This window comes from Lysinibacillus sp. NPDC094403, from assembly GCF_050278745.1.
Lineage (GTDB): Bacteria > Bacillota > Bacilli > Bacillales_A > Planococcaceae > Lysinibacillus.
Window position 1 is genome coordinate 493238 of record NZ_JBNNTL010000001.1, and the last position, 22174, is coordinate 515411.

Annotated in this window: 20 protein-coding genes and 1 pseudogene; 14 read left to right on the forward strand and 7 right to left on the reverse strand. The window is 36.3% G+C overall.

The window, feature by feature from the left end:
• Positions 1–57: 57 nt before the first annotated feature.
• Both ACQKMV_RS02175 and ACQKMV_RS02180 read right to left on the reverse strand, forming a co-directional pair.
• Positions 58–1626 carry a glycoside hydrolase family 10 protein gene (locus tag ACQKMV_RS02175; RefSeq protein WP_427502187.1) on the reverse strand — a complete coding sequence of 523 codons (1569 nt, stop codon included), beginning with the start codon at positions 1624–1626 and terminating at the stop codon, positions 58–60.
• A 1221-nt stretch (positions 1627–2847) separates the two neighbouring features.
• Complete coding sequence (locus ACQKMV_RS02180; RefSeq protein ID WP_427502188.1) at positions 2848–3771, reverse strand: COX15/CtaA family protein; 924 nt, start codon at positions 3769–3771, stop codon at positions 2848–2850.
• Positions 3772–4107: 336 nt separating this feature from the next.
• Here ACQKMV_RS02180 and cyoE point away from each other — a divergent pair, with 336 nt between their 5' ends.
• The 7 genes from cyoE (at position 4108) to ACQKMV_RS02215 (ending at position 11132) form a co-directional block, all read left to right on the forward strand.
• Positions 4108–5025 (forward strand): heme o synthase, encoded by a 918-nt coding sequence (gene cyoE, locus ACQKMV_RS02185; RefSeq protein ID WP_427423663.1) that lies wholly within the window; start codon positions 4108–4110, stop codon positions 5023–5025.
• Positions 5026–5125: 100 nt separating this feature from the next.
• Positions 5126–6214, forward strand: a complete 1089-nt coding sequence (gene coxB / locus ACQKMV_RS02190; RefSeq protein ID WP_427502189.1) for a cytochrome c oxidase subunit II — start codon at positions 5126–5128, stop codon at positions 6212–6214.
• A gap of 41 nt (positions 6215–6255) precedes the next feature.
• Entirely contained in the window at positions 6256–8139 is a 1884-nt protein-coding gene (gene ctaD, locus ACQKMV_RS02195) for a cytochrome c oxidase subunit I (protein WP_427502190.1), read from the forward strand.
• Positions 8139–8765, forward strand: a complete 627-nt coding sequence (locus ACQKMV_RS02200; protein WP_427423666.1) for a cytochrome c oxidase subunit 3 — start codon at positions 8139–8141, stop codon at positions 8763–8765. Before ctaD ends, ACQKMV_RS02200 begins: the two co-directional genes overlap by 1 nt.
• Position 8766: 1 nt before the next feature.
• A complete protein-coding gene (locus ACQKMV_RS02205) occupies positions 8767–9111 on the forward strand; it encodes a cytochrome C oxidase subunit IV family protein (RefSeq protein ID WP_427423667.1) in 345 nt (114 codons plus the stop codon).
• Between the two features lie 588 nt (positions 9112–9699).
• Positions 9700–10635 (forward strand): cytochrome c oxidase assembly factor CtaG, encoded by a 936-nt coding sequence (gene ctaG, locus ACQKMV_RS02210; protein ID WP_427423668.1) that lies wholly within the window; start codon positions 9700–9702, stop codon positions 10633–10635.
• A gap of 35 nt (positions 10636–10670) precedes the next feature.
• Positions 10671–11132, forward strand: coding sequence for a DUF420 domain-containing protein (locus tag ACQKMV_RS02215; protein ID WP_053483421.1), 462 nt, complete (start codon positions 10671–10673; stop codon positions 11130–11132).
• Positions 11133–11147: 15 nt separating this feature from the next.
• Here ACQKMV_RS02215 and ytvI read toward each other — a convergent pair whose 3' ends face one another.
• Both ytvI and ACQKMV_RS02225 read right to left on the reverse strand, forming a co-directional pair.
• Positions 11148–12212: a sporulation integral membrane protein YtvI gene (gene ytvI, locus ACQKMV_RS02220; protein ID WP_427502191.1), complete on the reverse strand. Its 1065-nt coding sequence runs from the start codon at positions 12210–12212 to the stop codon at positions 11148–11150.
• Positions 12213–12418: 206 nt separating this feature from the next.
• The gene (locus tag ACQKMV_RS02225; protein WP_427423670.1) at positions 12419–12784 is read right to left on the reverse strand and encodes a YugN family protein; all 366 of its coding nucleotides are present in this window, start codon (positions 12782–12784) and stop codon (positions 12419–12421) included.
• 147 nt (positions 12785–12931) lie between these two features.
• On the opposite strand from ACQKMV_RS02225, the gene ACQKMV_RS02230 reads away from it, so the two are divergent.
• Together ACQKMV_RS02230 and ACQKMV_RS02235 are read left to right on the forward strand one after the other, a co-directional pair.
• Positions 12932–14044 carry a CAP domain-containing protein gene (locus tag ACQKMV_RS02230; RefSeq protein ID WP_427502192.1) on the forward strand — a complete coding sequence of 371 codons (1113 nt, stop codon included), beginning with the start codon at positions 12932–12934 and terminating at the stop codon, positions 14042–14044.
• Positions 14045–14205: 161 nt separating this feature from the next.
• Complete coding sequence (locus ACQKMV_RS02235) at positions 14206–15681, forward strand: UDP-N-acetylmuramoyl-L-alanyl-D-glutamate--2,6-diaminopimelate ligase (RefSeq protein ID WP_427502193.1); 1476 nt, start codon at positions 14206–14208, stop codon at positions 15679–15681.
• Here ACQKMV_RS02235 and ACQKMV_RS02240 read toward each other — a convergent pair.
• Positions 15662–16162, reverse strand: a complete 501-nt coding sequence (locus tag ACQKMV_RS02240) for a PaaI family thioesterase (protein ID WP_427423673.1) — start codon at positions 16160–16162, stop codon at positions 15662–15664. The genes ACQKMV_RS02235 and ACQKMV_RS02240 overlap by 20 nt on opposite strands.
• An 87-nt stretch (positions 16163–16249) precedes the next feature.
• On the opposite strand from ACQKMV_RS02240, the gene ACQKMV_RS02245 reads away from it, so the two are divergent.
• From ACQKMV_RS02245 to ACQKMV_RS02255, 3 genes and pseudogenes are all read left to right on the forward strand, one after another.
• A complete protein-coding gene (locus ACQKMV_RS02245) occupies positions 16250–16696 on the forward strand; it encodes a YlbF family regulator (RefSeq protein ID WP_427423674.1) in 447 nt (148 codons plus the stop codon).
• 170 nt (positions 16697–16866) lie between these two features.
• A complete protein-coding gene (locus ACQKMV_RS02250; protein WP_427502194.1) occupies positions 16867–17919 on the forward strand; it encodes a tartrate dehydrogenase in 1053 nt (350 codons plus the stop codon).
• Between the two features lie 182 nt (positions 17920–18101).
• Positions 18102–18579: pseudogene (locus ACQKMV_RS02255) on the forward strand (DinB family protein).
• 76 nt (positions 18580–18655) lie between these two features.
• On the opposite strand, the gene ACQKMV_RS02260 reads toward ACQKMV_RS02255, so the two are convergent.
• Positions 18656–19555: a glycerophosphodiester phosphodiesterase gene (locus tag ACQKMV_RS02260; RefSeq protein ID WP_427502195.1), complete on the reverse strand. Its 900-nt coding sequence runs from the start codon at positions 19553–19555 to the stop codon at positions 18656–18658.
• 247 nt (positions 19556–19802) lie between these two features.
• On the opposite strand from ACQKMV_RS02260, the gene ACQKMV_RS02265 reads away from it, so the two are divergent.
• Complete coding sequence (locus tag ACQKMV_RS02265) at positions 19803–20075, forward strand: YlbG family protein (protein WP_427502196.1); 273 nt, start codon at positions 19803–19805, stop codon at positions 20073–20075.
• A gap of 2 nt (positions 20076–20077) precedes the next feature.
• On the opposite strand, the gene ACQKMV_RS02270 is transcribed toward ACQKMV_RS02265, so the two are convergent.
• Positions 20078–20467 carry a DUF7147 family protein gene (locus ACQKMV_RS02270; RefSeq protein WP_427423678.1) on the reverse strand — a complete coding sequence of 130 codons (390 nt, stop codon included), beginning with the start codon at positions 20465–20467 and terminating at the stop codon, positions 20078–20080.
• Positions 20468–20522: 55 nt separating this feature from the next.
• Between ACQKMV_RS02270 and ACQKMV_RS02275 the strand changes: the two genes are divergently transcribed.
• Positions 20523–21950, forward strand: coding sequence for an RNA polymerase II (locus ACQKMV_RS02275; RefSeq protein WP_427502197.1), 1428 nt, complete (start codon positions 20523–20525; stop codon positions 21948–21950).
• Positions 21951–22174: the final 224 nt, after the last annotated feature.

Here is a 22174-nt window from a genome sequence, read left to right on the forward strand (position 1 = left end):
TATTAGGCTTTGAATCTACAGGTTTTTCTGGTTGCTCTGGCCCTTCAGGTGTTGGCTCTATTGCTGTTGGTAAGGATTTCCGTCTTTTAGAACAAAAGCAGTTTTACTTTCCACACCTGTAGCAGATATAGACTTTATACCATATGTGTATACTTTACTATTATTTGCAATAGTATCTACATAAATAGTATTACCTTGTGTGTTATAAACCACGTCTACTATATTTTTAACGTCTTCATATGATCCTTCTTTTGTTCCATCAAATCGGTATATTACATATTTCCTTGGTTGAGTACTATTTTCATCTGTAATAGTAAGCTTCATGCCGAAAGACTCTTTACTCAATTTAACATCAGTTGGACATAAAGGTATTGCAGAGCCTTTCCAATAAATTGTAGGTGTTAAAGCTTTATAATTGTATAGTTGCTGATTTAGATAAGAAGCATATCCAAGAGCGTTATTGTTAATACTTCTTAGAGAAAAATGCATTTGTCCTTGAGCATTTTTATTTGCTCTGTTGGCGATTACTTGGCTGATAAGTTCCGTCTTATTATTCCATGCAGAATCAGAATCATTTCCAACTTTATGATTGGCCATGCCAATATATAGATTAACAGGATGGACTTTTGCGTACGTTTGAACTTCTCTTCCCCACCAATCTAATAAAACAGAGTAATTTGCTGCTTTATGATTTCTAGACCAATAGATTTGAGGAGCAATATAATCGATACTTCCATCTTTAATCCACTGTCTTGTATCAGCATAAAGATCATCGTAGTTACTCATTCCATTCGTGTTACTACCAGTAGAATCTTGCCCTTTGTTTCGCCAAATTCCAAACGGAGATATTCCATATTGAACATGAGGTTTAATTGCCTTAATGCTTGCATAAACCTTTTTTACTAATTGATTAACATTATTTCTGCGCCAGTCTTCAATATTTTTGAATGAGCCACCATACTTTTTAAAAGTTTGTTGATCTTGAAAAGTCTCTCCTTTTATTTTATAAGGATAGAAGTAATCATCCATATGTACAGCGTCGATATCATAGTTGCTTACTAATTCTTCTATGGTTGATAATAAGTAATTTTGAACTTCCGGCAAACCAGGATCTAAATAGTATTGTTTACCGTATTTCACTACCCAATTAGAATTTTTACGGGCTACATTATCGGCAGCAAGATTAGACAAAGATTGCGAAGGCATAGTGACCCTATATGGGTTTACCCAAGCATGAAGTTCTAATCCTCGCTTATGTGCTTCGTCCAGCATTATTTGCAATGGATCAAAACCCGGATTGGTCCCTTGTGTATTGCCTGTTATATACGATGACCATGGAGCAAGCTTAGACGGGTACAGTGCATCATTTAATGGCTTAACTTGAAAAATAACTGTATTAAAGTTATCAGCTTTTAATTTGTCTAAGGTACTTTGAACCCATTGAGTATATTGGGTTTTACTCATACCTGCCTTCATATCAATATTAGATACTGTTGCAATCCAGGCTGCACGCATTTCATTTTGAGGTAGTGAATTAGCTGTAGCCTTTTGATTTGTAAAAACAGGGATAAGTAAAAGTAAAACAAAAAAAGTTACTAAGCACTTTCCAAAAAGATTTTTAAACATAAATAATGAAATCTCTCCTTTAATTCTCAGCTATTAAAACCTAGCTGTTACTATAACCTAAGTAAATACCATATCAGCCTATTCTATAAAAGTAGGAACTGATTTATCCTTCCAAAAAGTGTCTTACAGTAATTAGGTCTGTAGAATTTTGTCGGCAGGACCCTCTATTGGTAATTTCAATTGTTTGCGAAGCTCGGTGGAAAATTTTATTCTTGTTTCTTCGCTCACTATATAATACCACAAATCCCCAATTATTCTCCCTTCACCGGTAATTTCTATTTGTTTAATATTCTTGACGCCAATTTTATGAGAGCGTTGAATAGCAATCATTTGGTCAATTGTTAAGTTCGTTTGATAAAGTGGACCATACGGTGGAAGGATTGGAAGAAATTCTTCACAAGATAAACATCAGTTTTAACATAAATGTCCAATAAAAAAATCATCTCAAAGGATAACTAAAGAGATGATTTTTATCAAACTTTATTACAAATTATCAATCTTTATTATAAACGATCAATCTTTTTTACAAAGCTACAATCGGAGATGACAAGTTATTTATATGAGTTATTTGATTACAGACGTACTTTTTAAGTATAGTATTGCCTAAAATAAAATTAAGTATATCCTTGCCAACGCGGCAAAGATATACTTAAAATCACATTTTTTATTTTTACATTGCAGGGTCACATCTGTGACTTACCCCCAAGGAGTCGCCCATCGTGGATAAAAACTGAAAATGTTCCGATGAAACGAGATCATATTCCGATAAAATGATATTTTGTTCCGATAAATCTACAAAGTATTCATATAAAAATATATTCATTACAATAACGTTGGTTTCTGTTTCGACTAGGCGCTTTCCTGGGGATGGATGAGCCGCTTGGGGCAACAAATGTTTTCTATGCGAAAATGAAGCGGGAGCAACAAATGATTTCTGTGCGAAAGTGAAGCGGCAGCAACAGATGTTTTTTGTGCGAAAGCGAAGCGACAGCAACGACAGGATGTTTGTCACGAAGGCGTTATCACAGGACGTGATGTTCTTAGCCTTCATTCCTCTGCCTGCTCTCATCTGTGATAAATGTCATCCAACTTATGGTGATAACCCTATTAATTAACTATTTTACAATAATAAACTTATCGATATTTTAACACATTTAAATAGAAGCATTTGAAAAAAAAAAAGATTCGCCATTGAAAAATGTAGCGAATCTTTTTCTACTATTATTTGTTTTTTTCATTATAATTGCTGCGTGCAACTAGCATTACCATGTAGCAAAGTAGACCAAATAGAATTGAAATTAATAATGAATGAAGTAATGCAACTATAAGATTCAACTTAGTTAGGACTACTAACATACCAGCAATCACTTGTAAGATTACTATAGTAAAGGCAATGATCCAGCCATAGTAAATAACACGTTGTTTTTTATATTCTTTTACCGCGTGCCAAGTTATGTATGCAATCCAAATGAAAAAGATAAGAACAGCTAGGCGATGCCCCATTTGTATCCATTCATACATATTATTAAAAGATGCGAATGGTGTGTCATTATAGCAAAATGGCCAGTCAGGACATATTAAGCTAGATTCTGTATGGCGAACAAGTGCCCCTGTATAAACGACTAAATAAGAATAAATTGTGACAGCAATCGTATGCCAACGCAATTTTTTACCAATAAAAACGTTATCGGCATCAAATTTCCGATCCACTTCAAATACAATCATAGAAAGAAGGAGAACAGCAGCAAAGGAAATAAGAGAAATCCCAAAGTGGAGTGCTAGTATGAAATCACCTTGTCCCCACAACACTTGAGCAGCTCCAATAAGAGCTTGTGCGATTAAGAAAAACATCGCCAAGAAACCTAATAATTTTACTTCGCGAATATGACCGAGTTTACGCCATGTCCAAATTGTTAACGCAAGAATTGAAATAGATACGACTCCAGTTACAAGACGATGCGAAAATTCAATTAAGACTGCTGGTGTAATTTCTTTTGGAATAAGAGAACCATTACAATCAGGCCAGTTTCGGCCACAGCCTAAGCCACTATCTGTTTTGGTAACAAGTGCTCCACCTAGTAAAATAAGGAGCATTCCAACTGTAGCGGCAACAGCAAACCATTTCATATACCTATTGTGTTGCATAAAATGAGTCACCTACTTTATCTATGAACATTACATGAAAGTAATGTTTCTGCTAATAGATAATATCGAAAATACAGGTAAAAAACAACTTGTAAAGAGTAGGGAGTATTAGATGTCGCTTCCATTTCACAAATTGTTCATAATTTCGTACTTTAACCTTCACAATTCATTTTAGAAAATGTTTTACTATAGATATGTTGTTTTTAATTATATTTCTAGACAAAGCTAATTTTTACAACTTCATCTAAATTTCACTTAATGTCTAGAAATCAATCGCAAATTTCGCTATAGTAATTGGTAGCGGAATATGCTTACAAAAATGAAAGGAGAGGTATCATGTCAAACGGTCGTGCACTGACGGCTACTAGAAATGGTGGACCAGAATCAACATCTGTTGTAAAAGATTTCTTAGCACTAATAAAAATTGGAATCGTTAACTCGAATCTTGTCACAACGTTTACAGGGATGTGGCTGGCATTTCAATTTACTAGTAGACACTTCTTGCAAGAGCTTGATGTCATATTGTTCACCATGCTGGGTGCGGCATTCATTATAGGTGGCTCGGGCGCAATGAATAACTTTATTGATCAGGATATTGATCCAATCATGAAAAGAACGAAGGCAAGACCTACAGTAACGGGTAGATTTAAGCCGAATTTTGTATTGACCATTGCCCTCTCATTTTTAATTGTAGGTGAAATTTTGTTATTTGCGGCATCGTTTGCGGCCGGCATGTGGGGACTTGTAGGAATATTTGCTTATGTTGTTCTGTACTCAATGTGGTCAAAGAGGAAGCATGTTAGTAACACGGTTGTAGGAAGTATTTCAGGGGCTATTCCACCAGTTATTGGGTTTGCAGCTGTTGAGCCTAAATTAGGTGCTGGAGCACTTGCCTTATTCCTTATCATGTTTGCATGGCAACCACCGCATTTTTATGCGCTTGCTATGAAACGTACTGAGGAATATCGTGCAGCTAACATACCAATGCTACCTGTAGTAAAAGGATTTAAACGAACTAAGTACTCGATGTTATTCTGGATTCTTTTATTATTACCGTTACCTTTCCTTTTACCAGAGCTTGGAGTTGGCTTCTTAATTCTTGCCACTGCATTGAACTTGGGCTGGTTGATTCTAGCTTTTAAAGGCTTTAACACCAAAGATGATATGAAATGGGCAAATAAAATGTTTATCTATTCGCTGAATCATATGACCATATTATTTGTATCCATCATAATTTTTGCGTTGTTTAGCTAAATTTAGGAATTCTTTCTTTTCCTAAAGAATTCATATAGACAGAACTTATGTCCTAGGTACACATGAAAATACAACAAAGAAAGAGGGGTTTAATTAAGCTATGATGAAAGGGCTTAAAAAATGGCGTCTTTTTTCACTACTAGCAGTGATGATGGTTTTCCTTTCTGGTTGTGGTGAAGATTATATTTCTGCACTAAAACCATCTGGTCAAGTAGGTAAAGAACAATACAACCTATTAATGTTAGCTACTGGAATTATGACGTTAGTTGTAGTAGTAGTAGTCGTTATCTATTTACTTGCATTCTTAAAATTCCGCCGTTCAAAAGTTGGCGAAAACGTTATTCCTAAGCAAGTAGAAGGAAGTCACACTCTTGAAGTGATTTGGACAGTTATTCCAATTATTTTATTATTAATCTTAGCTGTACCAGTTGTTACGGCTACTTACAAATTTGCAGATGTTGCTGCGATGGACGAAGTAGACGAAAACGGTAACAAAACAGCACTTACAGTAAATGTAACTGCACATTTATATTGGTGGGAGTTTGAATACCCTAACCAAGGTATTATAACTGCACAAGAGTTAGTTGTACCAACAGGTCAAAAAGTTTACTTTAACTTAAAAGCTGCCGATGTTAAGCACTCATTCTGGATTCCTGCTATAGGCGGTAAAATGGATACGAACGTAGATAACTTAAACAAGTTCTATCTAGAATTCGATAAAGAATCAAAAGACCTTAAAGACGGCGTATTCTATGGTAAATGTGCTGAGTTATGTGGTCCTTCACATGCTTTAATGGACTTCAAAGTTAAAGCATTAACACCAGATGCATTTGATGCATGGGTAGCTTCAATGAAAGCAACAGATAAAAAAATGCCTGATAAAACTTCAGCTGATCTTGGGGAAGCAACATTTGCTAAGAGCTGTATGGGTTGTCATGCTGTATCTGGTACAAGCGGTCCAGGTTCAAAAGGTCCTAACTTAACTACATTTGGTGACCGTAACCGAGTTGCTGGTATCTTAGAACATAATGAAGAAAACTTAAAAGCTTGGATTAAGAATCCTGAACAATTCAAACCAGGTAACTTAATGATGAATGCAGATGGTACTGCGCCAGTTTATGGCGATTTAACTGACGAAGAAATTCAAGCTCTAGCAACTTATATCATGGGCTTATCTGTAGAGAAATAATTTTAAGTTTTATGTAACAAACTTTGAGGGAGGTAAAAGTTGTGAGCTCATACACACAGAAAAAGGGCTTTGGAGCAACTGTCTGGGACTACATTACAACTGTTGACCATAAAAAGTTAGCAGTAATGTATTTATTAGCCGGTACATTGTTCTTTGCTATCGCTGGTTTTGAAGCGTTATTAATGCGTATTCAATTAATGAAACCAAATAACGATTTCGTATCAGCTGGTTTTTTCAATCAATTATTAACAATGCACGGAACAACAATGTTATTCCTAGCTGCGACTCCATTACTATTCGCATTTATGAACATGCTTGTACCATTACAAATTGGTGCGCGTGACGTAGCATTCCCGTTCCTTAACTCTTTAGGGTTCTGGTTATTCTTCCTAGGTGCAGTATTCCTTCACCTGTCATTCTTTATGGGTGGTGCTCCTGATGCGGGCTGGACGTCTTATGCATCATTATCTTTATATTCTCCAGGACATGGTATTGATTTCTATGTTCTCGGTTTACAAATATCAGGGGCAGGTACATTAATTTCAGGTCTTAACTTTATCGTTACGATTATTACAATGCGTGCTCCAGGTATGACATTCATGCGTATGCCATTATTCACTTGGACTGCACTAGTTTCAAGTGCACTAATCCTATTCGCATTCCCTCCACTAACAATTGGTTTATTAATGATGTTATTTGACCGTATGTTCGGTGGTAACTTCTTTGACCATACTATGGGTGGTAACACAATTATTTGGGAACACTTATTCTGGATCTTCGGACACCCAGAAGTTTATATCTTAGTATTACCTGCGTTTGGTTTATTCTCTGAGATTATTCCAGCGTTCTCTCGTAAACGTTTATTTGGATACTCTTCAATGGTATTCGCAACAATTTTAATTGGTTTCTTAGGGTTCATGGTTTGGGCTCACCACATGTTTACAGTTGGTCTTGGGCCAACAGCCAACGCAATCTTTGCTGTTGCAACAATGGCAATTGCCGTTCCAACAGGTATGAAAGTATTCAACTGGATCTTAACTATTTGGGGCGGATCTATTAAAGTTACAACACCAATGCTTTATGCACTTGGTTTCATCCCGTCATTCGTTGCGGGTGGTGTTACAGGGGTAATGCAAGCATCTGCACCTCTTGACTACCAATTACACGATTCTTACTTTATCGTTGCTCACTTCCACTACGTAATCGTTGGTGGTATCGTAACAGCGTTATTTGGTTCAGCACACTTCTACTGGCCAATTTTCTTCAACCGTATGTTAAACGAAACGCTTGGTAAAATTACTTTCTGGGTATTCTTTATCGGATTCCATTTAACGTTCTTCGTTCAACACTTCTTAGGTTTAATGGGTATGCCACGTCGCGTATTCACTTACATGGAAGGTCAAGGTTGGGATCAGTTCAACTATATCTCTACAATCGGTGCATTAATGATGGGTGTAGGGGTTATCTTAATGGTAATCAACTGCTTAATGTCAATCAAAGGCAAACCAGCAGGTCGCGATCCATGGGGCGATGGACGTACATTAGAATGGTCAATTCCACAACCAATCCCATTCTATAACTTCCGTCAAACACCACTTGTTCGTGGTTTAGATCCATGGTGGATCGAAAAACAAGAAGGTAATAAAGAAATTACATTTGCTGAGCCAATCGGTGATATTCATATGCCAAATAACTCAGCTATCCCATTTGTTATTTCTATGGGTATGTTTATCGCGGCATTCGGTGCACTTTATAATCCAGATGCAGATAAACCATGGTCAATTTATATTTTAATTGCTGGTCTTGCAATTACATTTGGTGCTATGATTTTCCGTTCTGTTAAGGACGATCACGGATTCCATTTACACAAAGAAGAAATTCTTGAAATTGAAGAACATCTTTACGGCAAAGGAGGAAATAAATAATGGATTTCAATACTAAATTTACTCCTCATACTTGGCCAGATCATCCTGAACAAGCTACGATGGAAGGGAAAAATAAAGTTGTTGGTTTCTGGATTTTCCTTGCCTGTGAAGTTGTACTTTTCGCAAGTTTATTCGCTACTTACCTAGCGCTTAAGAACAAAGGGCCAGCTGGCATGGAGTTCACAACACAAGGTTTATTTGAATTACCTCTAGCTTTCGCTATGACGATGTTATTATTAACATCTTCACTAACGTCTGTTTACGCAATTTACCATATGCGTAACTTTAACTTTAAAGCTATGCAAACTTGGTTTGGTATTACAATTCTTTTAGGTCTTGGATTCTTAGGTCTTGAAATCTATGAATTCAATCACTATGTAGGTCTTGGTTTTACATTTAACCAATCTGCATTTTCAACTGCGTTTTATTCATTAGTGGGTACACATGGTTTCCACGTAACATTAGGTCTTGTGTGGATTTCTACGTTAATGCTCCGTAATGCTAAGCGTGGCCTTAACTTATACAATGCACCTAAATTCTTCGTGGCTGCTTTATACTGGCACTTTATCGACGTAGTTTGGGTATTCATCTTTACAGTAGTATACTTGATGGGAGTGATCGGATAATATGTCTTCACACGATACACCTATAGTTGCTAAGTCTCAGGCGCAATACGAGTATGACCGTCATCATAATGCCGTTCATATGCGTAAACAAGTTATCAACTTTGCGATTATGATTTTCTTTACGTTTATCGCATTCGCAGTAGTTGCAGCTGATTTCTCTAAATACTTAATATTACCACTTATTTTATTGCTTGCTAGTGTTCAAGTTGTTCTTCAACTTTACGCTTTCATGCACTTAGAAGACAAAAAAACACACTTCGGTGGTGTAATTGGTTTCTTCATGTGGATGGGAATATTAATCGCATTTACATTCTTCTTAGCATTTTTAACAATTATCTGGTGGTAATCACCAAAAAAGCACGTTCTCTACCTAGCGTAGGAACGTGCTTTTCTTTTTGGGTTCTATTCACGGATATAGTGATGAGCATGTAAGAATTAAAATAATTCATGTGAAAGTGCTTTCCGTTCCAGGCTACTTGCTTTCCTGTGAGCGAGTGTCAGCTGCTTCCTCCGCTATGTTGCCGCGCCGCTTCGCTTTCGAACAGACAAAACCCTTTTGCTAAAGTTGCGTTATCACTTAAATAAAAGCGACATGGCAGAGGATACATGCTATGTGAATCAGTTGATTGGAGTGGAGGCTGGGTGACTCCTTGGGGATTAGCGTCACAGATGAGACCCTGGAGCGAGCAGCGCGAGTGAAGCGGCTCATCGGACGCCCCCAGGAAAGCACCCAGCCGGAACGGAAATCAACTCCACGTGCAAGAAATAATATAATTCATGTTGGGTTTATATACTTTGAATATTTTTTTTATAGATACGATAATCCTGTAAGAAAGGTAAACTATAGATAGTTATTTGTTCACCTTTCGTTCATTGCAGAATAAGTGTAAGCGTTCTATAATAGGAGTACTGAAGTTAAAGGAGTGCGTTTTGTATGCCACTTAGTATATTTGGTTTCCAAGCTTTATGGAGCCCATACTTAATAGGGGTTCTTGTTTTCATAACAGTCATCTATTTTTTAGTCACAACAAAGTGGCGCAAGGATTTTAAAGTAAGTGAGCCTTTGAAAAAGGGAGAAGCTATTTATTTTGTACTAGCAATGGTAACGATTTATATTATTAAAGGATCACCAATAGATTTAATGGCGCACATTATGTTTACGATGCATATGGTGCAAATGGCTATTTTATTGTTACTTGTACCGATTTTCTTAATTAAGGGGATTCCTTGGTGGGTATGGAAAGTTGCAATTGAGGCACCAGTTGTTAGAACTTTATTTAAAACATTTACATTACCTGTCGTCGCGGTGATTATGTTTATTGGTTTATTTTCTTTCTACCATTTACCTGCAGTATTAGACTACATTAAATTAAACGAAACTTTACATGGTACATATACGTTTGTATTATTTGTTTCTGCTGTTTTAATGTACTGGCCTTTGATACAAAAGATGCCTAATAGTCCACATATGAAGCCTTTGTATAAATTAGCCTATATCATTGCTAATGCGGTATTAATTACACCTGCGTGTGCGTTAATTATTTTTGCACCAAACGCTATGTATGAAACGTATACAAATGGTGATGCATGGCTAAAGGCAATGGAACTTTGTGTACCAGCTTCTACATTATCTAGTTTGTCACTTTCAGGACCAGAGCTCTTTACAAATATGTCACCTGTTGCCGATCAGCAACTAGGCGGCGTTTTAATGAAGATTTTACAAGAGCTTATTTTTGGGGTATTACTTGGATCAATCTTTATTAATTGGTATCGTTCAGAACAAAAGGATCCAGATAAAATTACGGCAGATGCGTTAAAAGAACATCAAAAGAAATGGGAAAGTCAACAGGAACAGCAACATCAGTTGTAAAATAGAAACTTTAATCTGTATAAGGGGTTTTGTAAATGGAATTGCAAATTTTGCCTACTATAAGTACATCATTCATCGTTATTAGTGCAGTACTTGTAGCTATTGGTTGGGGCTTAATTATAAAAGGAAAAGTAGAGGCACATAAAAAAGTAATGCTTGCAGCAGGAGTTGCTGCACTTATCTTCTTTATTATTTATGCTTCACGAACAGTCTTTATTGGTAACACAGCGTTTGGTGGCGGAGAAGATTTAAAACCATATTATACTTTCTTCTTAATTTTCCATATTACTCTGGCAACAACTGGAGCAGTATTTGGTATTGTTAGTATCATTTCTGGTTTGAAAACTAATCTCAAGCTTCACCGTCGTATTGGACCAATTACAAGTATTATTTGGTTCTTCGTAGCTATTACCGGAGTTTTAGTATACATTTTACTATATGTTATGTTTGAACCAGGTGAAACAACATCTGTTATTAAAGCTATTTTAGGCTTTTAAAAAAAATCTCCCTCCTTATTTTTGAGAAGGAGGGAGATTTTTTATGGATGTTTGATTAAATAGGGAAAGAACAACAACAAAGAGTAATGGACCTATTAAAATACCAGGAAATCCAAATATTTCAAAACCGATATACATTGCAATAAAGGTTGTTAGTGAGGAGAGTCCAACTTTATTTCCAATAACTCTAGGTTCAATCATACGTCGAACTAAAAACTGTACGATCGTAAGTACGACTAGCACGACAGCAAAGATATAATCTCCTGTAAAGGCTTTGTATATTGCCCAAGGAAGAAGCAAAATGAATGAATCTAAAAAAGGAACGAAATCTAAAATGACTAGTAAGAGCGCTAAAATAAGTGGGAATGGTGTTTTTAGAAAATAAAAGGTTCCAAAAGCTATAGCAAAAATGCAAATGCCAACTAAAAATTGTGCTTTCATAAAACCAAACAAAGCAAGTTTTACGCGCTGTCCAATAAATAGTATTTTTTGATGATAGTGAAACGGAATAGGCGCTAACATTTTACGGTTAATATTCGGTAGTTCTAAAAGAAACATATATAGTACAATCCAATAAACAAAAATATCAAACAAACGAGAAGTTATATACGTAAGTGAAGATGACCAAACGTTTACATTTGTTAAAGAAAGAGCATATTTCTCGATTGAAGATAGAGCCCGTGCTATCATAAGTTGAATTTGTATAACAAGATCTAAGGGCAAGTGATAAGTATAGTTGGAAAGCTTGGATTGTGTTTGAATCCATAATGCTGATAGCTGATTAAGATACTCTGGAATATGAATGATAAATGTTGAAAATTGTTTCCAGCTTATAAATATAATGAGAATACATAATAGTAATGTCATACTTGAAAAGAACATAAAAAAAATCGATGCGACTATTTTGCGTTTTTTTCGGAACCGTTTACTGATTCGTAAGATGACAGGTTCCAATAATAATGCAGTTACGTAGGCAAGCAGTATGGGTAATGACAGGGATATAAACCAGAGAATAGCAATTCCGCTAGCTATAACGATGATCGGATGGCGAAAAAAGGGGTGTTTGAAAAATTGTAACATTTATCTCACCTACATCATGTAAAAGATATAGTTAGTATGAGAAGAAATAAAATTTTTACTCAAAATAAAAAAGACTGGACCACCAGTCTTTTCAGATTTAGCTATTGCACTGCATGCTGTTGTCGACTTACTGTTAACCCTGATAAAAAATAAAATAATTTCGATGTTTAATCGACATGCATGCACCGAGAAATAACTATCTAAAATTATGCGTGAATTTTAAAAGCTTCTAGGTCTAATTTAACCTTTTTTAAGATATCTTCACATTTTTTCACAAGATGAGCTGGGAAAACTTCATCATCACCATACTCAACGCCGTGTGGATAGTAGTACTTACCAAGTGCTGGTTTCATTAATGTTAGGATTGCATCGTGTGCACCAACATCTCCTGATTTTGCATATGCGAATACACGTAGGTAATAACGTCCTTCACGAGTATCGAAACGCTTATCAAATGTCATACGTTCGTAATCCCAGCCGCCGTCACATTCTAAACCATTATTTTTCATGACGCTTACAATAAGTTCTTGATCAGCTGTTAAATTTTCAAGGTTAGTATTTTCAAAATACATCTGTAATCCTCCTTTAGGTTCTCGTACAAAGTATACGCTCATTTTTATAATAGAGCATATTCGACATTGTTGCAATGACAACATTGTGTCAACCCAACTACAATTGATATAATAATTTAGAATAATCGTGATAAGAAGGAGTCATGTATGAAAGCTTTATTTCGCATTTTTATGGCATGTGCTGCAATTGCGTTGATCGGCTTTATGTTTTTTAATACACCACGTGAAAACGAGCCACTAAAAGGCCCGAACGCCAATTCAAATATTATTCCCAAAACCGAGTTAAAGCAGCCTGAAATGGGGGCAACGACACGTCCAAAAAGTGGGATGTCGACATTAATCGGTCAAAAAGCTAAGGTAGTTTTGGAGAGATATGGTGAACCAGTTCGAAAGGAACCTTCATCTTTTGGATATGATTGGTGGATCTATAATGCAAGTTCTTCCACATTTTTTATGGTAGGCGTTCAAAAAAATGTTGTGGCACAAGTTTACGTAGCTGGTAAAGATTTAGATGCTTCTCCTTTTAAGGTTGGTCAGAAGCGCGATGATATATACCGAATGACAATCATTGATTATGAAGTAACTGCGAATGTAGGTAAAAATATTTTCGTTTTCTCAATGAGTGAAGAAGATATGCAGACACGATTGCTTGTAAAATTCGATGGACTTTTTGCACAACTCTATATAGATAGAGAAACGGGTGAGCTACAAGGAATACGCTTTACTAATAGTGAAACGCTTGTTCTTCATCAACCTTATGAAATGACTTATCAAGGTGAGCTTGTTATACCAACACCACCTTCTTCTTTTTTACAACAGGATATTAATGAAGCAAGTGCTGTACAGCTTGACGATTTGATAAATGTAACAAGAGTTCAACATGATTTAGCTCCATTAAATATTGATGAATCATTAGAAAAAGTTGCAAAAATACATAGTGAAGATATGAAGATTCAAAATTTTATTGGGCATGAATCACCAACAAATGGAGATTTAAAAAAGAGATTAGAAACACAGGGAATCGAATATAGTGAGGCGAATGAAAATCTTGCGACAGATTATTTTGATGCTATCGAAGTAATGCATGGCTGGCTTAATTCACCTGAGCATCGAAAAGTCATTTTAAATGATAAATATACTACAGTTGGATCGGGAGTATTTTTAAACTATTATACGCAAATATTTTTAGAATCTCCTTCTCAGAAGTTGGATAGCGACTCTGAGGAATCAGAAGTAAATATTGATGAATCATTACAATAGAAATAGAAATCTGAAACCGAAGATAAACTTGGCGAAATCAAGTTTATCTTCGGTTTTTTCATTTTTTAGACGAAATAGATAAGCACAATGACTACCTACATTTTTCGTCACACCGTTACATACGCCGTCATATGATAGAGAACCGAAAGGGGGAATGAAGCTTGCAATTAGCTGAACTATTGAAAGACTGGCCGTGTAGCATAACTGGAGGATCTATTCGCACAATTATTACAGGCGTTGAGGATTATGCTCAGGCAGTAAAACCTGGGAATATTTTTGTTGTACGTAAGGGGAAGAAAACATCGGGAAGTCGTTTTGTAAAAGAAGCATTAGCTCGGGGTGCTGCCGCTATAGTATCAGAGGAAAGTATTTCACTGCCTAATATCGATCAAAATATTCCTTTTGTTTGGGTTCCAAATACATCTCTATTTTTATCGTATGCGAGTGCAAAGCTTTCAGCCTTTCCCGCAGAAGCATTAACAGTCATTGCGATTACAGGTACAAATGGTAAAACAACAGTGAGTCATTTTGTGAGCCAATTATTAAGAGCCCTACATAAAAATGTTGCAGTTATTGGAACTGTAGGATTTTTCATCAATGAGCAGAAACAACAATCAGTGTATGAGCAATTAACTACATTACAGGCAAAAGAGTTACACCCGATTTTAAAACAATGTGTACGAAATGGTGTTACACATGTTGTTTTAGAAGCTTCATCAATGGGATTACAGCAACATAGACTTGATCATTGTGATATCGATTGTGGCGTTTTTTTAAATTTATCGGAGGACCATTTAGAAGATCACGGAGGACTTGAGGCATATAAGCGTGCAAAAAAAAGATTGGCAGATTTGTCGAAAAAGCTAGTGCTAAATGGAGATGATAACTTTTGCCGTTCCGTTGGTATATATGATAAGAAAAAATCCTGCTCATTTGGCTTTGATAATCATAATGATTTACATATCCAAATTGTCAGTGAATCATTGGGGAAAACAGTAATTTGTTTACAAACGTCATCGAGTGAGCATATTGTAGAAATCCCTTTTGTTGGTAAATATCATGTGCAAAATGCTGTAGCTGCGTTGATGACTTTATGGCGCCTAGGTTTCTCAATTGAAGAGATAGCAGAGCATATGTGGTTGTTAAGGCTACCAGAAGGAAGACTTGAGAAAATAGACAATCCATTTGGGATTGATGTGTACGTAGATTACGCACATACTGCAGAGGCATTACAGGCTGTTCTGCAAACCTTTGATCGCTCGAAAACCCTTTACCTTGTATTTAGCTGTGGAGGAAATCGAGATAAGGCGAAACGTTTTGCGATGGGGGCAGTAGCTAGTAAGTATGCGGATGTTATTTTTTTAACAACTGATAATCCACGTGATGAAGATCCGATTTTAATCAATGAAAGTATTATTGCTGGATTTACTGAACAACAATATTATGAAATCTATCTAGATCGAAAAGTTGCTATTCATCAAGCATTAGCAAAGGCGGAAAAAGGTGATATTGTACTTGTTGCCGGAAAAGGGCATGAACAGACCCAACAAATAAAAAATCAAAAATTCCCTTTTTCCGATCAACAATGTATTCGAGATTACTTTGTAAATCTTATGTCTAAGGACGGCGTTGAATGACAAAGAAAGAAGCAGTTGCAATAGCAAGTTTTCGTCCAGTCTCATCCTCGATATCACATTCCATCACAAGTGTCTGACGCCCTTTATGCACGAAACGTCCGCGAGCGATTAGTTCTTTGTTGGTTGTTGTAGCAATATAAGAGATATTAATATTTGTTGTGACAACATTAAAACCTTCTGGTACCGAACGCGAAGCAAGTCCCCCCATTGCTGCATCTGCAATTGTTGCAATGATCCCACCGTGTGGTACCTTAATGGTATTATGGATAACGGGTGTAATGGGAATACGAACCTCACTAACTTCAGGCTCAAATTTGCCCACCATGTGTAAGGCAGCATTAATATAACGTCGATGGATACCTTGCTGTTTATCGCGAAGACCAGACAATAAATGTAGTAAAACCTCCTCATCTTCAGCTGTACTATGTTGTAAAATCTTTGCTAGTAATTGTTCTATTTGTTCTTTAGATGATGGTACCAATTTAAAAACTCCTTCATTTAAAATTATCATTAATGTAAAATTATCATAAAATCTGTTATGATGGGAAAGAGATTGGGGGAATTAAATATGATGATGACCTCTGACTGGGCAATCATTTTGGATGAGGCCGATGCGCTTTGTGAGATGATTCTTTCCTCTGAGACTGTGAAAACGCTACAACAAGCGTATGATGCTGTGTATAGCGATGTCCAATTAGTTGAAGCTATTTACGCATTTAATCGCATGAAAGAGCAGTACGAAGATGTACAACGTTTCGGAAAATATCATCCGGATTATCATACAATTATGAAATCGATTCGTCAGCAAAAGCGCGCACTCGATTTAAATGAAAAGGTTGCAGCCTTAAAAATTGCTGAGAACGATTTTCAAGACTTACTTGACCAAGTAAGCCTACTTATAGGGAAAACTGTTTCAGAAGCGGTAAAAGTTCCTGTAAGTAATCCGTTCTTTACATCAGATTCTTCATGTGGTGGAGGATGTGGCTCAGGCGGTTCTTGCTCTTGCTCTGCATAAACAAGGTAAATTTTCTTCTTAGACTGTATACAAACTCGTCGCATGAGTTTGTATACAGTCTTTTTTACTATGCCATTGTAGCGAAAGCCATGAACATCAGGATGTAATTATTACGGAAAAATTGTATAGTAATTGAATAGACAATATAGAAATTAAAGGAGGATCAGCAGATGAAGACTTATAGAATTGCCGTTATACCAGGAGATGGGATTGGTAAAGAGGTTGTACCAGCGGCGATAGAAGTTCTTACTAAAGCAGCTCAATTAGATGGTAGCTTTCAGTTTGAATGGACAACATTCCCTTGGGGCTGTGACTATTATTTAGAGACAGGTAAAATGATGCCTGATAATGGTATTGAAATTTTGAAAGGTTACGATCAAATCTTTTTAGGTGCTGTAGGCATGCCAGATTTAGTACCAGATCATATTTCACTATGGGGGCTACTTATTAAAATCCGCCGTGAGATGAAGCAATCTATAAATGTGCGTCCAGCAAAGCTACTTCAAGGATTGCCTTCTCCTTTACGAAATCCAAATGGCTTTGATTTTGTTGTTGTACGTGAAAACTCAGAAGGTGAGTATGCTGAGATTGGTGGCAGAATACATAGTGGACAGGATGAAGTTGCTATCCAAAATGCTATTTTTACAAGAAAGGGAACAGAACGTGCAATGCGATATGCATTTGAAATGGCGAAAACTCGACGCCAGCATGTTACAAGTGCCACAAAATCTAATGGAATTACATACAGTATGCCTTTTTGGGATGAAGTATTTGGAGAAGTAGGTAAAGATTACGAAAACATAGGACAAGTATCTAATCATATTGATGCATTAGCTGCCTTTTTAGTGATGAAACCAGAAAACTTTGATGTCATTGTTGCATCAAATTTATTTGGGGATATTTTAACCGACTTAGGTGGTGCGATTATGGGAAGTATCGGAATTGCTCCAGCTGCAAATTTAAATATAGAGCGACAATATCCATCCATGTTTGAACCAGTCCATGGCTCTGCACCTGGCATTGCAGGACAAGGGATAGCAAATCCGCTTGGACAAATTTGGACAGGTAAAATGATGCTTGATTTTTTAGGCTATCATGAGCTTGGTGCAAAAGTGCTAAATGCGATGGAAGCAACATTAGCAGAAGGTATTAAAACAGCCGATTTGGGAGGAAAAGCGACATTACGTGATGTAACGGATGCGGTATTACGTCATTTGCAATAATATTAAATTTTAACTTCTCTCAGCGGGTGTCCAAACATCCGCTGAAATAGAGGAACTCAGTCTATGAACGCCACGTCCTGTGAATCTAACTTTAAACAGTGGGGTTATCTTCAGCCCTACTATTTATTAGTTTTTACAAAACGGGCGTTAATGCGGGGAAAAATGAATGGGGTGAAGGCCACATGATCAAATTTTTTGAATATAACTGGCAAGTAAAGAGACGAATGGTTGGAGTGGTGTAATCAGCTAAGTATAGAGGAATTGTTGCAGAAAAGAAGTGGTGGAGTAGGTAGTTTTCTATATACTCTTTTTCGTATTATTGATGTTGAATATAGTTGGATTCGTGGTATTAAGGGTGAGAATGACAGAATATTCAATTTCCTTGAATATGAAACGCTTGAAAAGGTAAAAAATCTTTCAATTGAATTACGCGGGGAAACTATTGAATTTTTGAAGCATAATGAGAATTTTAGCGATGAGATTGTAAAGGTCTCCTGGGATACAAATGTTTATACAAAAAATGAAATTTTACATCATGTTATTGCACATGAAATTCATCATATTGGGCAACTATCTGTGTGGGCAAGAGAATTAGGTTTATCCCCGGTACCTGCTAATTTTATTGGTAGAGAAATTTTAAAATATAAAAACGAAAGGTAAGGGCTGTTAGTAGAAAGCCCTCACCAATCAATGTGTTAACTATTATAAAATGGAGAGAAGGCTCCATTCTATGTTCTTATTTTTGTAGTAATTCTACAGCAATATCAGGTCGATCTGTAATGATACCTTTTGCACCGTTGTGAATTAATTTATTCATTGTTGCCACATCATTGATAGTCCAATAATGAACAGGGATGTTTAAATTGTTTAAAAACTGGACGAACTTCGGAGAATCCAGTGTAATTACTCCTGATTTAGGTGGTATCTGGAATACATCTACCTTTGGATGATATAAATGTCCGAATTGGCTTGAGAAAGAAGCAAATGCTTTACGAACATCTGATTCACCTGCACCGAGTGCTACTTGATTTTGTGCATATAGATTAAAGCGATCTATCTGTTCACCGTAAAAGCTTGTGACAACCACTCGATTCTCTGCACCAAGCTCTTCAATTAAACGCCAAAGTTTAGAAGGCATTAAACTTCCTTCATACGTATCTGGTGCATCTCTAATATCGATATTTATCAACATGTTTGGATAAGTTTCTAGTAGTTCACGTAATGTTACAACGTCTATTTTTTTATCTCGATATGGAAATTCCCCATCCAAATCTTCAAATTGATAACCATGGTTTAATGCATTTATTTCTGCTAAAGTCATGTCTGAAACAAGTCCATAGCCATCTGTCGTACGGTCAACAGTATCATCATGGAAAACGATAATTTCCTCATCTTTGGTTAAGCGAATGTCTATTTCAAATCCGTCAACACCTAACTGTGAAGCTTTTTCAAAAGCAGGCATTGTATGCTCAGGTGCTAAATGAGCACCGCCACGATGTGCGAGAATAATTGGGTGATTAAATTGTAATGCTTGTTTACCTTCTCGTTGTTGAGGTTTAGAAATAGCTTTACTACCTGCCCAAGCAGCTGCACTTGCCGCTGCGATTGCAAGTGCAATCTTTGTTTTCTTACCCATATTCGTCCTCCTTAACAATTAAAATGATATAAATAGTACTGGTAATTTCACTTTTGAATTTTTTGTGAGCAAACAAAATCAGTGAAGTTTAGTATTCTATTAACTTGCACAAGTGAATGTAAAACTTTTAGTCAACGTTGTATGCTTTTCCATTATAACGGAAAATTGAGCGTTCTGTCAGCTAAACTCTGTTGCTATCATTTTCCGGTCTATGGTATTCTTTTATGTAAGAAGTGAGGGGAATACTATGAACGAACGACAAGGGCTAATCGTTTACGTCCATCAATTAAAACATGCGAAATCTCTTCGAAAATATGGTCATGTTCTTTATATTTCTCGAAGGCAAAAATATGTAGTGCTTTATTGCGAGCAAGAGGAAATTGAAGCAATGACAACAAAACTACAACGCCTTCCATTTGTGAAAGACGTTGTAAAATCTTATCGTCCATTCGTTAAAACTGAGTATGAAAATGCAAAACCAGATAAAGCGAAAGAATACGACTATAAAGCGGGTCTTTAGTATTAAGTCAATGCCGGGATATAGTGATGAAGTCGCATTATTCCGATTAGGTATTGATAAAATAGTTTTGATTCCGAAAATATAGAAGAGTGCTTTATTTCTACAACAACCGCTTTTCTATCTAGTCGTTTAATACTTTCTTCAAACATTTTTTGTCGTTGTGAAGGCTGCTCTTCATTGTAAGGGATGCCTTCTCGACAAATATAAATCGGCATGAATTTACTTTCACCGACTGGTTTTAAAGCGACTGCTAAAGAGGCAACCTTTTTTTCTTCTTTAGTGGATGTTAGTATGAAGGCTTGGTGGAAGCGATCTTGATTGGTTCTCACTATTTCAAGTAGCTCATAAACATCACCATAGCCCTCACCTAATTCTATAAATTGTTGTGGCATAAAAAAGCACATCCTTTCCAATACACATAGTATCATGCTGCGGGAGGTCAAGCACATGAAATTTGCAATGAGTTTTTTTTCCATTCTAGGACTAATCATTACAGGAACATTATTTTTCCAGTACCATGCTTATTCGTCTGACTTAGAAACAGGCAATGGCGATTTCCATTATTCACAAGAGATAGAAATTGTCTATCGAGAAAATAGCTTGGATATTCGTCAATATTTTAAAAATTTACCCAACCAAAAAGTAAAAATACAGTGGCCAAAAAATGCGGTAAATCCTAGTTGCTTTATCGATAACGAGAAAAGCTGTGATCGCTTATCAAAAGAAGTCTCATATTTTAAAAAAGGAGAGACTAAATCACAATCTGTTTCATACATAATTCCAATTGAGGGTGGCTTAAAAGATAAAATGCTCATCCAAAATGTTTTTGCCACATTAACGAATGGTGAAGCATCTTATTCTGTTGTACATATTTCAACTGATAGTAAAATTGATGGTCAGTGGATAACTGGCTTGCCTTTAGTAGGTCAGCAAAAACTATCGCTTGTTAACTATACAATGTTTAGTGGAAATGGTACAGTTCGTGATATTTATTGGCAAACGGGTAATTTAAAAGTACAAGAGGAAACCCCTGTATTATCTATTTATGCCCCGGGGGCTATTTCGAAGGATTTCTTAAAATCATTGGAAAATTTACAGTTTTTAAATGATCAGCACATTGCTATTATTCAAGAAAAGAATCCAGTTAAAGAACATGATAATCGACTTTTATTTTTGCCAGAGCTAACTAAGCAAGCTGTTGAGCAGGAAGTAATACTATCACAAATAAAGTCACAATATAAATTTGAAGATTCACCAACATGGTTGCCGGAAGTAGTGGCATCCTATTTAGTGAAAGATACGATTGGTTCAGATAAAGCAAAGGCCATCGTGAAGACGTTAAATGAATATATGACAGCTAATCAAGAGTCTGCTTGGCAGGAAGCTTTGAAAAAACTGGGGGAAGAGCCGATTTCTCCTGCATCAATGGATGATCTTTTATCCAAGGTGTTAAATGCAAAAACTTCTTATTTTAAGTTGAATGCTGCCCAAGAAAAAGGCACATACCCACTATTATTTGAGGATGAACGAAGCGTTTACGTTAATGATGTTTTGAGAGATAATGTTCATGTCATTCTTCATGAAGGACAAGTACTATATAATGCTGATACATTGTTGCCATATCTAGGCTATACTGCTGGTGAAGGTAAAAATGGATATTATATCAATAATGATAACCGCACGTTCAGATTCCCGAAAGAATCAGGATTTTATGTATTTAATCAACGTAGATATTCTACTATCTCAGAACCGATTATTAAAATTGCCAATCATTATTATGTTGAAGAAGCTTGGCTACAACGATTATTTTTAGTAGAATTACAAAAAAGTGATGGTCGTATCAATATCAAGACCTTAACACAAGAACAAGAATAAATTTTTTGCAGCGGAGGTTCGTCTTTCGCTGCAAAAATACTTTTATCTTGCGAAAGCAAAGCGACAGCAACAATGTTTTCTGTGCGAAAGCGAAGCGACAGCAACGATGTTTTGTCTGTGCGAAAGCGAAGCGACAGCAACAATGTTTTCTGTGCGAAAGCGAAGCGACAGCAACAATGTTTTCTGTGCGAAAGCGAAGCGACAGCAACAACGTTTTGTCTGTG

Bases quoted from the DNA above. Each gene is read 5' to 3' on its own strand.
- ACQKMV_RS02175 (WP_427502187.1), bottom strand. From the start codon at position 1,626: ATGTTTAAAAATCTTTTTGGAAAGTGCTTAGTAACTTTTTTTGTTTTA.
- ACQKMV_RS02180 (WP_427502188.1), bottom strand. From the start codon at position 3,771: ATGCAACACAATAGGTATATGAAATGGTTTGCTGTTGCCGCTACAGTT.
- cyoE (WP_427423663.1), top strand. From the start codon at position 4,108: ATGTCAAACGGTCGTGCACTGACGGCTACTAGAAATGGTGGACCAGAA.
- coxB (WP_427502189.1), top strand. From the start codon at position 5,126: ATGATGAAAGGGCTTAAAAAATGGCGTCTTTTTTCACTACTAGCAGTG.
- ACQKMV_RS02200 (WP_427423666.1), top strand. From the start codon at position 8,139: ATGGATTTCAATACTAAATTTACTCCTCATACTTGGCCAGATCATCCT.
- ACQKMV_RS02205 (WP_427423667.1), top strand. From the start codon at position 8,767: ATGTCTTCACACGATACACCTATAGTTGCTAAGTCTCAGGCGCAATAC.
- ctaG (WP_427423668.1), top strand. From the start codon at position 9,700: ATGCCACTTAGTATATTTGGTTTCCAAGCTTTATGGAGCCCATACTTA.
- ACQKMV_RS02215 (WP_053483421.1), top strand. From the start codon at position 10,671: ATGGAATTGCAAATTTTGCCTACTATAAGTACATCATTCATCGTTATT.
- ytvI (WP_427502191.1), bottom strand. From the start codon at position 12,212: ATGTTACAATTTTTCAAACACCCCTTTTTTCGCCATCCGATCATCGTT.
- ACQKMV_RS02225 (WP_427423670.1), bottom strand. From the start codon at position 12,784: ATGTATTTTGAAAATACTAACCTTGAAAATTTAACAGCTGATCAAGAA.
- ACQKMV_RS02230 (WP_427502192.1), top strand. From the start codon at position 12,932: ATGAAAGCTTTATTTCGCATTTTTATGGCATGTGCTGCAATTGCGTTG.
- ACQKMV_RS02245 (WP_427423674.1), top strand. From the start codon at position 16,250: ATGATGATGACCTCTGACTGGGCAATCATTTTGGATGAGGCCGATGCG.
- ACQKMV_RS02250 (WP_427502194.1), top strand. From the start codon at position 16,867: ATGAAGACTTATAGAATTGCCGTTATACCAGGAGATGGGATTGGTAAA.
- ACQKMV_RS02260 (WP_427502195.1), bottom strand. From the start codon at position 19,555: ATGGGTAAGAAAACAAAGATTGCACTTGCAATCGCAGCGGCAAGTGCA.
- ACQKMV_RS02265 (WP_427502196.1), top strand. From the start codon at position 19,803: ATGAACGAACGACAAGGGCTAATCGTTTACGTCCATCAATTAAAACAT.
- ACQKMV_RS02270 (WP_427423678.1), bottom strand. From the start codon at position 20,467: ATGCCACAACAATTTATAGAATTAGGTGAGGGCTATGGTGATGTTTAT.
- ACQKMV_RS02275 (WP_427502197.1), top strand. From the start codon at position 20,523: ATGAAATTTGCAATGAGTTTTTTTTCCATTCTAGGACTAATCATTACA.